The sequence below is a fragment of the Paenarthrobacter nitroguajacolicus genome (assembly GCF_051027655.1).
Classification (GTDB): Bacteria; Actinomycetota; Actinomycetes; order Actinomycetales; family Micrococcaceae; genus Arthrobacter; species Arthrobacter nitroguajacolicus.
In genome coordinates this window covers 4,370,572-4,382,223 of the sequence record NZ_CP073234.1, presented here as the reverse complement: position 1 = coordinate 4,382,223, position 11,652 = coordinate 4,370,572, and the positions used below count along the sequence as shown (strand labels likewise).

Sequence of the window (11,652 nt, the reverse complement as noted above, 5' to 3'; positions counted from 1 at the left end):
ATCTATGACTTATTAGTGAGTGGAGTACTGGCGTGAAAAAGAGGCTGTCGAGCTACATTGGGGCACTGGCTGCAGGCGCAGCCCTGCTGACCGTTACGGCGTGTGGCGGCGGGGCCACCGCATCCTCGCAGACCGAGGAAGCCAACACCATCACCATTGAGCACGCCCAAGGCTCCACGTCCAACGTTCCTGTGAACCCGGCCAAGGTTGTCACGTTCGACCTCGGCGTTCTGGACACCATGAACGCGCTCGGGGTCGAGCCCACCGGTGTTCCCGAAGCAAGGTACCCGGAAGCGCTCAAGAAGTTCTCCGAGGCCAAGTACACCAAGGTGGGCTCGCTCAAGGAGCCGGACTTCGAGGCCGTCAGCTCCGCCGCGCCGGATCTCATCATCGTCTCCGGCCGCACCGCCGGCGCCTATGAGGAATTGAGCAAGATCGCACCTACGATCGACCTCTCCGTGGATGCCGCCAAGCCCTTGGAAAGCTTCAAGGCACAGACGGAGAAGCTCGGCAGGATCTTCAAGAAGGAAGACGAGGTCGCCTCCAAGCTCGCAGAGGTGGACAAGACCGTTGCGGACACCAAGACCAAGGCGGCCTCGGCTGGCAAGGGCTTGATCGTCCTCACTTCCGGCGGCGAAGTTACCGCATACGGCGCTGGTTCCCGCTTCGGCATCATCCACGACGTCCTGGGCGTCCCCGCCGCTGCCGACGTCAAGTCGGAGGGCTCCCACGGCGAGGCTGTTTCCTTTGAATACATCAAGGAGACCAACCCGGACATCCTCTACGTCATCAACCGCGACACCGCGATCGGCACCGCAGGCTCCACCGCCAACCCGATCCTGGACAACGAGCTCGTGAAGTCCACCAACGCGGCCAAGAACAACAAGATCGTCAACCTGGATCCCGCCGGCTGGTACATCGTTGGCTACGGCTTGAACAACGTTCAGGCCATGGTCACGGCAGTGGCCGATTCGGTCGCCTGATACCGCCTCACCTGAAATCCTGACGTGACAACTACAGCCGTGCGCCCCACGGCACCAGCAAGCCGCAACCGGACTGGCGAGACCGCCCGCCTGGTTGCGGCTGCTGCCGTTGTGCTGGTGATCGCGGTCGGAAGTATCTTCGTTGGGGTCAGTGATGTCTCGCTGTCCGCATTGCTGGCGAACGACGCCGGTGCTTGGGAAATCTTCTGGGTCTCCCGGGTGCCGCGCACCTTGGCCGTGGTCCTGGCCGGGATGGCCGTCGCTGTTGCCGGGCTAATCATGCAGCTCATGGCCCGGAACCGCTTCGTTGAGCCGTCCACCGTGGGCACCGTTGAGTCAGCGACGCTCGGGATCCTGGTGGTCACTGTGTTCGCTCCGGACACTCCGATTCTCACCAAGATGCTGGTGGCTTCTGTGTTCGCCGTGCTGGGCACGGCGCTCTTCCTGGCCATTCTCCGCAGACTGCCCGCCCGCAACACCCTGCTGATTCCGCTGGTAGGCATCATGCTGGGCGGCATCATTGCTGCCGTCACCACGTTCTTCGCCTACCGCTTCGATCTCCTCCAGACCCTGAGTAACTGGATGATCGGCGACTTCTCCGGCGTGCTCCGTGGACGGTATGAACTGCTGTGGATCGTGGCTGTGCTGGTTCTGGTGGGCCTGTTTGCTGCCGACCGGTTCACCGTGGCCGGCATGGGGCAGGACTTCACCACCAACCTCGGCCTGAACTACGCCCGCACCATGCGGCTCGGCCTGATGATCGTCTCGTTGATTTCGGCTGTTGTGGTCACCACCGTGGGGGCCGTGCCGTTCCTCGGCCTGGTGGTTCCCAACATCGTCTCCCTGCTGTTCGGCGACAACCTCCGCCGTGCGGTTCCTTGGACAGCCCTTTTTGGAGCGGCATTCGTGTTGGTCTGCGACATTATCGGCCGGACCATCCGCTTCCCCTACGAGGTTCCCGTGGGCATGGTCATGTCCGTCCTGGGTGCCATCCTCTTCCTCTTCCTGCTTTTGAGGAAACGCAATGCCTGAAACGCTCCTGGCCACACCCCGCCTCTCCGCCCGCACCCGAATGCGCGACGCCATCCGAAGTACCCCGCCGGGACTGGTGATCGCCGTTTTGGCGATTGCCGCCGTCGTGCTCGTTGCCGTTTTCCTGACGATCGACCTCAAAGGCAACATCGCCTACATCCTGCCGCGGCGGGCCATCAAGGTGTCAGCGATGCTGCTGGTGGCTGTTGCGGTGGGTGTTTCCACGCTGCTCTTCCAGACCGTGACGGCCAACCGGATCCTGACGCCTTCCATCATGGGCTTCGATTCCCTGTACATCCTGGTGCAGACCGCCCTGGCGTTCGTTGCCGGTGCCGCGACGCTGGCGACCGCTCCTTCCACGCTCAAGTTCGGGTTGGAGATCCTGCTGATGGTGGGGTTCAGCGCATTCCTGTACCGGTGGATGTTCACGGGTGCCACGCGATCGCTGCACCTGCTGTTGCTCGTGGGAATCGTGCTCGGTACCTTGTTCCGTGGTTTCTCCTCGCTCCTGCAGCGGCTGATGGAACCGAGCGAATTCATCATCCTGCAGGACTTGTTCTTCGCCAGCTTCAACAACGTGGATCCAGGGTTGCTGGGGGTTTCCGCTGTGCTGATTGCCCTTGTGTGCGTTGCTGTGTGGCGCATGCGGCACACTTTGGACGTGCTGGCGCTCGGCCGCGAAGTGGCCATCAACGTGGGCGTCGACCACAAGCGTGTAGTGATGCGCGTCCTGTTGGCGTGCTCCCTGCTGGTAGCGATATCCACGGCCCTGGTGGGGCCGGTGACGTTCTTCGGACTCCTGGTGGTCAGCCTTGGCTACCAGCTGTGCCGCGGCTTCCGGCATGCGTGGCTGCTACCGATGGTGGTGCTCATTGGTGCCATTGCGTTGGTGGGCGGCCAGTTGTTACTGGAACGGGTGTTCGGTTTCGCCACTGCCTTGAGCGTCATCATCGAGTTCACCGGCGGCATCCTCTTCCTTTACCTGCTGCTGAAAGGCTCGTTGAAATGACAGCTGACATGACTGCTCACATGACGAAGGTCCGTCCATGATTACCGTCCGCAACGTGACCAAGCGCTTCGGCGGCACCACCGTGCTGGATGACGTGTCCTGCGATATTCCACGCGGCGGCATCACGTCCATCATCGGTCCCAACGGGGCCGGCAAGTCCACGTTGCTCTCACTGATTAGCCGGCTGCAGCCCATGGACGCCGGGGGAGTGTCCGTTGCCGGCTTGGACGTCACCGCGACGCCCAGCAAGGAACTCGCCAAGACCATGGCCATCCTCCGGCAGGAAAACCACCTCACGATGCGGCTCACGGTCCGCGACCTCGTGGCATTCGGGCGCTTTCCGCACAGCGGCGGGCGGCCAACGGTTGAGGATCTTGAGCACGTTGACGAGGCCATCCGCCAGCTGGACCTCACATCCATGGCTGACAAGTTTGTAGACGAGCTCTCCGGCGGACAGCGTCAGCGTGCCTACATCGCCATGGTCCTGGCCCAGGACACGGAATACCTGTTGCTGGACGAGCCGCTCAACAACCTGGACATGAAGCACTCCGTGGAAATGATGCGGCTGCTGCGGCGTTTGTCCGATGAGCTCGGAAAGACCATCGTGCTGGTGGTGCACGACATCAACTTTGCATCCTGCTACTCGGACACCATCCTGGCCATGAAAAGCGGGCGCCTCATCCATCAGGGCACGCCCGCGGACATCATGCGTGCGGGGATGCTGCGCGACGTCTACGACATCGATATCCGCATAGAGGAAATCGACGGCAACCGCATCGGCGTGTACTTCGCCTGACGCTCCTGCCTACAGAAGAAAGCGCGACGTCGGCACCCAAGCCCGGGTGCCGACGTCGTCAATTCTGCTTGCTTCAGCGTTAGCGCGCTGCCGCGGTTTCGCCTTCGGACATTGCTTTCCACTCGGCCACGCGGGCCTGATGCAGGGGCGACTTGCGGACCACAGCGTAGGCAACGCCGAGGATGGCGAACCAGATTGGCGTCACCAGCAGCGCGGTGAGCGTATCCGGCTGCGTGGTCAGTGCCCACACGAGGAACGCGAAGAACGCGAACACCACCCACACCATGGGGATGCCGCCGGGCATCTTGAACGGTGAGGCCGCGTGCTGCTCGGGACGGCGTTTGCGGTACACGAGGTAGCTGGCCAGGATGATCGACCAGACGAACATGAAGCAGACGGCGGACACGGTAGTCACCATGTCGAATGCCACGCCAACGTCCTTGCCTGCGTACAGAAGTGCGACGCCGGCCAGCAGCAGGACGCAGGAGAGGAACAGTGCGTTCTGGGGTACTTTGCGGCTGGAGAGGCGGCCGAAGAGCTTGGGTGCGTCGCCGTCGTGGGCCAGGCCGTACACCATGCGGGACGTGGAGTAGATGCCCGAGTTGGCCGACGACATAGCCGAGGTGAGCACTACGAGGTTGACCACGGTAGCTGCCATGCCAAGGCCGGCGAGCGAGAACATGGCGATGAACGGGCTCTGGCCCGCCTTGAATTCTGTCCATGGGGTGACGGACATGAGGATGATAAGGGCGCCTACGTAGAAGAGCATGACGCGCAGGGGAATGGCGTTGATGGCGCGGGGGAGGTTGTGCTCCGGGTTCTTCGTTTCAGCGGCGGCGGTGCCCACCAATTCGATGCCCACGAACGCGAAGACGGCAATCTGGAAGCCGGCCACGAAGCCCATGAATTCCTTGGGGAAGAAGCCACCGTGGCTCCAGAGGTTGGTGAAGCTCGCGGTTCCTGCGTTGGACTGGAAGCCGGTGAAGATCATCACCAGGCCCACCACGATCAGCGCCACAATGGCCACGATCTTGATGAGGGCGAACCAGAATTCGGTCTCACCGAAGGCCTTCACGGTGGGCAGGTTCAGGAGCAGCAGGATGATGATGGTGGCGATACCCGGGATCCAGAGTTGGATTCCCGGCCACAGTTCGTTGGCGTAGCCAGCAATCGCAATGACGTCTGCCACGCCGGTGACTACCCAGCAGAACCAGTAGGTCCACCCGGTGAAGAAGCCTGCCCAGGGACCCAGGAGATCGCCTGCGAAGTCGCTGAAGGACTTGTAGTTCAGGTTGGACAGCAGCAGCTGGCCCATGGCCCGCATGACGAAGAACAGCATGAATCCGATGATCATGTACACAAAGATCACGGAGGGGCCGGCGACGGAGATGGTTTTGCCGGAGCCCATGAAGAGGCCGGTTCCGATGGCGCCGCCGATGGCAAGGAGCTGGATGTGGCGGTTGCTGAGCGAGCGTGACAGGTGGGGCTCGCTGTCCCTGCTGGAGACGTGGAGCTTCCCCTGTGTTGTCTGATCGGACATTAGTTCAAGAACCCTTCGAAGGACCCGTCAAAATGGTGACGGCCGTTACAAATCTGTTCGATAACGCTATAGCTAATGCCTGGCTCATGGCGAATCGGTCTGCATGGCGAAAGCTCCCGCCCTGGTTGGAGGGGGAGCTTAGGCCGTGATCAGCGCCGTATTTTGGCTGCGGCGGCTAGGCGATCTGGCGCTTGTAGGCAGCTGTGGCAAAGGCGTAAGAGACGATGAGGATCCCCACGCACCAAGCCAGGGCCACCCAAATATCGCCACCCACCGGGCGTTGGGCGAACAGGTCCTGGATGGTGTTCACGATTGACGTTACCGGCTGGTTTTCGGCGAACCAGCGGACCGGGCCGGGCATGGTCTCCGTCGGAACAAAGGCCGAGCTGATGAAGGGCAGGAAGATCAGCGGATAGGAGAACCCGCCGGCGCCATCCACCGATTTCGCTGAGAGGCCCGCGATGATCGCAATCCACGTGAGCGCCAAGGTGAAGAGTGCCAGGATGCCTGCGACGGCCAGCCAGTCCAGCACGTTGGCCGAAGTGCGGAAGCCCATGAGGAGTGCCACCAGGACGATGATCACCAGCGAGAGTCCGTTGGCCACCAGCGACGTCAGCACGTGCGCCCAGAGAACCGAAGAGCGTGCGATCGGCATCGACTGGAACCGCTCGAAGATGCCGCTCTGCATGTCCGTGAACAGCCGGACTGCCGTGTAAGCGATGCCGGAGGCGATCGCGATCAACATAATGCCCGGGAGCAGGTAGTTTACGTAGTTCTCGGTGTCGGTCCTGATGGCTCCGCCGAACACGTAAACGAACAGCAGCATCAGGGCGATCGGGGTGATCGCAGTGGTGATGATGGTGTCAACGCTCCGGAAGATGTGCCGCATGGAACGGCCCAGCAGGACCGAGGTGTCTGCGAAGAAATGGGTGTTCATGACCTGTCCTTTACTGACTCGTTGGTACCTGTTCCCACCAGGGCCAGGAAGATGTCCTCCAGGCTCGGCTGCTTCTCCACGTACTCCACCTTGGCCGGTGGCAGCAGCTGCTTGAGCTCGGAGAGGGTGCCATTGGCGATGATGCGTCCGGCGTGCAGGATGGCAATCCGGTCCGCAAGCTGCTCGGCTTCGTCCAGATACTGCGTGGTGAGCAGGACCGTGGTTCCTTGCTTGGCGAGATTCTTGACAATCTGCCATACCTCCAGCCGGGCCTCCGGGTCGAGGCCGGTAGTGGGTTCGTCCAGGAAGATCACCTTCGGGTCGCCGATCAGGCTCATGGCAATGTCCAGGCGCCGACGCATACCGCCGGAGTACGTCGCCACCTTTCGGGACCCTGCCTCGGTGAGGCTGAACTGCGCCAGCAGCTCGTCCGCGATTCCGCCCGGGTTCTTCAGGTGACGCAGCTTGGCCACCAGGACCAGGTTCTCCTTGCCGGTCAGGACTTCATCCACGGCCGCGAACTGCCCAGTGAGACTGATGGACTGTCTCACCCGAAGCGACTCGGAGGCGACATCAAAGCCCTCGACGGCGGCCGAGCCGGCATCCGCTTTGAGCAGTGTGGACAGGATCTTCACCATGGTGGTCTTGCCCGCTCCATTGGAGCCCAGCAAGGCAAAGATACTGCCGGAGGCTACCTCAAAGTCCACACCCCGGAGCACGTGGAGATCCTTGTAGGACTTCTCAATGCCCTCTACGCGGATTGATGCAGCGGTCATGATTCCGCCTCCTTCGCTTTATCGATTGCCTTGGTAAGGCGCTCGCGTTCCTTGTCGATCCAGCGCTTACCGCCGTAGGCCTGGGCGAAGCTCTCGGCGAATTCGATGGGATCTCCGCCCACGATTTCGCCCACGGGCGTACCGTCGATTGCGGCCCGTTCCCATAGGTCAGCCAGGTCGGTAAACATCTGCACCATGGTGTCGCCCTCAGTGACGCCGCCGTAGTACATCAGGTACCGGTTGAAGGCGGTGGCCACGGTCAGATAGGGCTCAGGCAGGGCATTCATCCTTGCCTTGGCTTGCTTGTACTGCTTCTTCTGTTCGAGTGATCCGGTGACCAGTTCGATCCATTTCGCTGCCATGCTATTTTCCTTCCTTGCGGAGCTCTTCAATCCGTCCGGACAAGAAGCTCCATGTGTTCCAGAATTCGTTCAGTTCCTTTTCGCCCTGTGTATTGAGCGTGTACACCTTGCGGGGCGGCCCTTTTTCGGACGGACGCTTCTCAACGTCCACCAGCCCCTTTTGCTCGATCCTGACCAGCAGCGCATACACGGTGCCTTCAGCGATCTCAGTAAATCCCTGCTCCCGGAGCAGCGTGGTGATCTCGTATCCGTACGCTGCCTTCCCGGTCAGGAGGGCCAGAACGATGCCCTCCAATGTGCCTTTGAGCATCTCCGTCATTTGCTTGCCCATCGGACACCTCCCTCGCTACTCAGTATTACTAGCTACCACTACATAGTAGAACTAAGTACCGGTACTTAGCAATACTGAGTTCTGGGTTTGTTCTGTCGGATGGCAGGCTGGGGTGGTGACTTCTCAATCCGGTGCCGTGCCCGCTTTGTTTACCGCCGCCGTCGAACGTGGAACCTTCACCCTCAGGCGTGCACGGAAAGGCGACCTGCCGCGGATCCTCGCGTTACTGGCCGACGATCAGCTGGGCGCTACCCGCGAAAGTGCCGACAATTTAGTGCCGTACGAGCGGGCTTTTGGCGCGATCGACGCCGACCCCGCACACCTTTTGGTGGTGGGCGAACTCGACGGCGATGTTGTGGCTACCTTCCAGCTCAGCTACATCCCGGGCCTCTCGCGCAAGGGGTCCTGGCGGGCGCAGATCGAGGCGGTTAGGGTTTCTGAGGTGTTGCGGGGGCAGGGCGTGGGTGCGCTCATGATTCAGTGGGCTATTGACCAGGCCCGGGAGCGGGGCTGTTCGCTGGTGCAGCTCACCACGGATAAGTCCCGCGTTTCGGCTCATCGTTTCTATGAGCGGCTGGGCTTTGTCGCGAGCCACGAGGGCATGAAGCTCACGCTGTAGGAGAGTGGCTTGTCCCTGTTTTCCACATAGGGAAATTCCCGCCTTACCGTGCCCCTGACCCCGCTGGAAGGGTTGGGCCATGGAGACGATTCAGGAGCAGCAAGCGATTGATTCGGCCGCAGTTGCCCGCGGGGAGAGGGCTGGGTCTGATGGTGACTCCGTACCTTGCGTTTCTCAACTCAGCACCCTCCTGGGCGCTGTCCCTCTCGGCGTCGGCAGCGGAGAGCTGATCGACCAAATCCGTGGGCTCGAAGACTTGAAGTGGGCCGTTACCGGCCTGCAGGCCCGTGCTGCGGTGGCTTTGGATCTTGCGCAACGGCGTGAGCAGACAGTTGCTGGTGTTCCCGCTTCGGAGCAGGGGCAAGGTGTCGCCGCTCAGCTTGCGTTGGCCCGTCGTGAATCGCCGAACCGCGGCTCCCGTCTCCTTGGACTCGCGAAGGCGTTGGTCACCGAGATGCCACGCACCCTGGCCGCGTTGGAATCGGGCCAGCTCAGTGAATGGCGCGCAAACTTGCTCGTAAGAGAGACGGCTGGCCTTTCCGCGGAAGATCGGTGCGCCGTGGACGAGGAACTTGCACCTGATGCGGGCACCTTCGAGGGCGCCGGTGACAAGGCAATCATCGCCGCCGCGAAAGCCGCCGCCTACCGGCGCGATCCCCGTTCCGTTGCCCAGCGTGCCAGTCATGCCGCCACGGAGCGAACAGTGACCCTGCGCCCGGCGCCGGACGCTATGACTTACCTGACTGCACTGCTTCCTGTAGCCCAAGGGGTTGCCGTCTATGCCGCGCTGACCCGCAAGGCAGACTCTGCACGTTCCGGTGGGGACTCCCGGACCCGCGGACAAGTCATGGCAGATACCTTCGTCGAACGCATCACCGGGAGGCGCGGCGGGATCAGCGGTGTCGACCTGGAGGTCATCATGACGGACCGCACGCTATTGCAGGGGGACGCCGAGCCGGCCCGGATCAAGGGCTACGGGATAGTCCCGGCGGCGTGGGCAAGAGGCCTTGTTGGCGCTGGAGGAGCTGCTGCGACGGGCGGTGGTCCGGCGCCAAAGCAGGACGAGGAGTTCGCCGTGTGGCTTCGCCGACTCTATACAGCGCCGTCCACGGGGGACCTCATCACCATGGACTCCAAGGCGCGACTCTTCCCGCCGAGGTTGAGGCGTTTTATCGAAGTCCGGGACGACACCTGCCGCACGCCCTACTGCGACGCGCCCATCAGGCATATCGATCATGTCGTCCCGTGGCGTTCAGGTGGCACCACAACCGTTGACAACAGCGCAGGACTCTGCGAAGCATGCAATCAGACCAAGGAAAACCCAGGCTGGACGGCGAAGCAGGTGGTCGAAGATGTCCACACGCTGGAGGTCGGCACGCCAACAGGGCATAGCTACCGATCGTCCGCACCGCCCCTGCCCGGGCATGTGCGCAGACCACCTTCACCAGTCGGAACTTGACTATTAGGTACCCTAACTATTAGGGTACCTAAATATGAGCTCTTTTGATCCGCGGCTACTTGATCTCGCACAGGAATTTCGTGAGTCACTACGACTCGGCGTGTACATGTTCCGTCGCCTTGATCCTGAAGGTGACCTTACCGCCGCGCAACTCAGCCTGCTGTCCATGATTTCCGACGGCGGCCTCCGCGTGGGCGATATCGCCAAGAACCTGGGCATTAAAGTCCCCAGCGCTACAGAGCAAATCATCAAGCTAGAGCGTGCAGGCCTGGTCACCCGCAAGCAGGATCCCGACGATTCGCGAGCTGTCCAAGTGGTCATCACCGAAGTCGGGACGGCCGCCGTCGCCTCTGCCAACCAGCGGCGCAACGCCATGGTGGCTGAGCTGCTGCAGGACCTCAGCCAAGACGAAATTGAACATCTCGCAGCCGCCTTGCCCGTGATCGCCAAGCTCAACAGCTCGTTCCAAAACTAAGAAACCAGCACGACTAAGAAAACCCGCACCGACAAGGAGCCAAAGAATGTCACGCCAGTTGGCTGACGCTTCAGCAAGCGCCGAAACAACCACTGAAACTGTCTTGGAAGCTGAGAAAGCTTCCTTCCTCAAACAGCCCAAGGCGGTGTGGGCCACTGCGCTCGCGGCCGTTTTCGCCTTCATGGGCATCGGGCTCGTCGATCCGATTCTTCCGGCTATCGCTAAGAACCTTGAGGCATCCACAAGTGAAGTCTCGCTGCTTTTCACCAGCTACTTCCTGGTGACGGCGATTGCTATGTTGATCAGTGGATTCGTGTCCTCAAGGATCGGTGGAAAGAAGACCCTGTTGATCGGGTTGGCGATCATCGTAGTGTTCGCGTCGTTGTCGGGCCTTTCCGGCAGCGTTGAACAACTGGTGGGGTTCCGGGCAGGCTGGGGTCTTGGTAACGCATTGTTCGTTGCAACTGCCTTGGCAGTGATCGTGGGGGTGGCCAGTGGTGGCACCGGGACGGCCATCATCCTTTACGAGGCAGCACTGGGTTTGGGCATCTCGCTCGGCCCGCTGCTAGGGGCCCTCTTGGGTGGCTGGCAGTGGCGCGCACCCTTCTTCGGCACCGCAGTGCTGATGGCTGCGGCCTTCATTGCACTTCTCGCATTGTTGCCTAAGACAGCCGCTCCCGCCAAGAAGTCCCGCCTCAGGGATCCGCTGCTGGCGCTCGGGCATAGGGGCCTCCGCACTACTGCCGCCAGCGCGTTGTTCTACAACTACGGCTTCTTCACCATCCTCGCCTTTACTCCCTTCATCCTCGGCATGGATGCCTATGGCATCGGGGCAGTCTTCTTCGGTTGGGGTGTTGCCGTGGCCGTGTTCTCGGTGTTCGTGGCGCCGGTGCTCCAGGAGCGGTTCGGGGCCGTCAAAGTCCTGACCGGAACACTAGCGGCGCTGATGCTCGACTTGATCGGCTTGGGAGTGGCCGCTGGGCACTCGGTGACAGCCGTCGTCGTGCTTGTCATTGCGGCAGGTGCCCTTCTGGGCATCAACAACACGGTTTACACGGAACTGGCCATGGGTGTCTCTGATTCACCGCGCCCCGTTGCATCCGCCGGCTACAACTTTGTGCGCTGGATGGGTGGCGCGCTTGCACCATTCGCAGCAGCCCAGCTGGGTGAGCACTTTGGCCCGCAGGTGCCGTTCTTCGCGGGTGCCGCTGCCATGGTTATAGCTATCCTGGTCGCTTTCGGAGGACGCGGCTACCTAATATCCCACGAACCACACTTGGTGTGATCCTCCCGTGAACCACAAAAAGCCCGGCGAATTGGACCAGTTCCAATC

General features: G+C 61.6%; 13 protein-coding genes. 8 read left to right on the top strand and 5 right to left on the bottom strand.

Going from position 1 to position 11,652, the window contains the following annotated elements; translation table 11 throughout:
• The first annotated feature begins 32 nt into the window (after positions 1-32).
• From KCX59_RS20625 to KCX59_RS20610, 4 genes are read left to right on the top strand one after another with little or no spacing between them, the layout of a single operon-like run.
• Positions 33-983: a siderophore ABC transporter substrate-binding protein gene (locus KCX59_RS20625; protein WP_179016843.1), complete on the top strand. Its 951-nt coding sequence runs from the start codon at positions 33-35 to the stop codon at positions 981-983.
• A gap of 24 nt (positions 984-1,007) precedes the next feature.
• On the top strand, positions 1,008-2,015 hold the full coding sequence (locus KCX59_RS20620; protein WP_370629161.1) for an ABC transporter permease: 1,008 nt from the start codon (positions 1,008-1,010) through the stop codon (positions 2,013-2,015).
• Positions 2,008-3,024, top strand: a complete 1,017-nt coding sequence (locus tag KCX59_RS20615) for an iron chelate uptake ABC transporter family permease subunit (RefSeq protein ID WP_218648892.1) — start codon at positions 2,008-2,010, stop codon at positions 3,022-3,024. Before KCX59_RS20620 ends, KCX59_RS20615 begins: the two co-directional genes overlap by 8 nt.
• A 37-nt stretch (positions 3,025-3,061) precedes the next feature.
• A complete protein-coding gene (locus KCX59_RS20610) occupies positions 3,062-3,820 on the top strand; it encodes an iron ABC transporter ATP-binding protein (protein ID WP_179016845.1) in 759 nt (252 codons plus the stop codon).
• 79 nt (positions 3,821-3,899) lie between these two features.
• On the opposite strand, the gene cycA is transcribed toward KCX59_RS20610, so the two are convergent.
• The 5 genes from cycA to KCX59_RS20585 all read right to left on the bottom strand — a co-directional run bounded on the left by cycA (position 3,900) and on the right by KCX59_RS20585 (position 7,766).
• Positions 3,900-5,360 (bottom strand): D-serine/D-alanine/glycine transporter, encoded by a 1,461-nt coding sequence (gene cycA / locus KCX59_RS20605; RefSeq protein ID WP_178993650.1) that lies wholly within the window; start codon positions 5,358-5,360, stop codon positions 3,900-3,902.
• Positions 5,361-5,535: 175 nt separating this feature from the next.
• Positions 5,536-6,297: an ABC transporter permease gene (locus tag KCX59_RS20600; protein ID WP_179016847.1), complete on the bottom strand. Its 762-nt coding sequence runs from the start codon at positions 6,295-6,297 to the stop codon at positions 5,536-5,538.
• The gene (locus KCX59_RS20595; RefSeq protein ID WP_178993646.1) at positions 6,294-7,073 is read right to left on the bottom strand and encodes an ABC transporter ATP-binding protein; all 780 of its coding nucleotides are present in this window, start codon (positions 7,071-7,073) and stop codon (positions 6,294-6,296) included. The genes KCX59_RS20600 and KCX59_RS20595 overlap by 4 nt, the downstream gene beginning before the upstream one ends.
• Entirely contained in the window at positions 7,070-7,435 is a 366-nt protein-coding gene (locus tag KCX59_RS20590) for a DUF1048 domain-containing protein (RefSeq protein WP_091463690.1), read from the bottom strand. The genes KCX59_RS20595 and KCX59_RS20590 overlap by 4 nt, the downstream gene beginning before the upstream one ends.
• 1 nt (position 7,436) lies before the next feature.
• Entirely contained in the window at positions 7,437-7,766 is a 330-nt protein-coding gene (locus KCX59_RS20585) for a PadR family transcriptional regulator (protein ID WP_141283837.1), read from the bottom strand.
• A gap of 112 nt (positions 7,767-7,878) precedes the next feature.
• Between KCX59_RS20585 and KCX59_RS20580 the strand changes: the two genes are divergently transcribed.
• The 4 genes from KCX59_RS20580 to KCX59_RS20565 all read left to right on the top strand — a co-directional run bounded on the left by KCX59_RS20580 (position 7,879) and on the right by KCX59_RS20565 (position 11,604).
• The gene (locus KCX59_RS20580) at positions 7,879-8,385 is read left to right on the top strand and encodes a GNAT family N-acetyltransferase (protein WP_179016849.1); all 507 of its coding nucleotides are present in this window, start codon (positions 7,879-7,881) and stop codon (positions 8,383-8,385) included.
• A gap of 79 nt (positions 8,386-8,464) precedes the next feature.
• Positions 8,465-9,844, top strand: a complete 1,380-nt coding sequence (locus tag KCX59_RS20575; RefSeq protein WP_179016850.1) for an HNH endonuclease — start codon at positions 8,465-8,467, stop codon at positions 9,842-9,844.
• A gap of 34 nt (positions 9,845-9,878) precedes the next feature.
• Positions 9,879-10,319, top strand: a complete 441-nt coding sequence (locus tag KCX59_RS20570; RefSeq protein WP_178993638.1) for a MarR family winged helix-turn-helix transcriptional regulator — start codon at positions 9,879-9,881, stop codon at positions 10,317-10,319.
• Between the two features lie 46 nt (positions 10,320-10,365).
• On the top strand, positions 10,366-11,604 hold the full coding sequence (locus KCX59_RS20565; RefSeq protein ID WP_179016852.1) for an MFS transporter: 1,239 nt from the start codon (positions 10,366-10,368) through the stop codon (positions 11,602-11,604).
• Positions 11,605-11,652 lie beyond the last annotated feature (48 nt).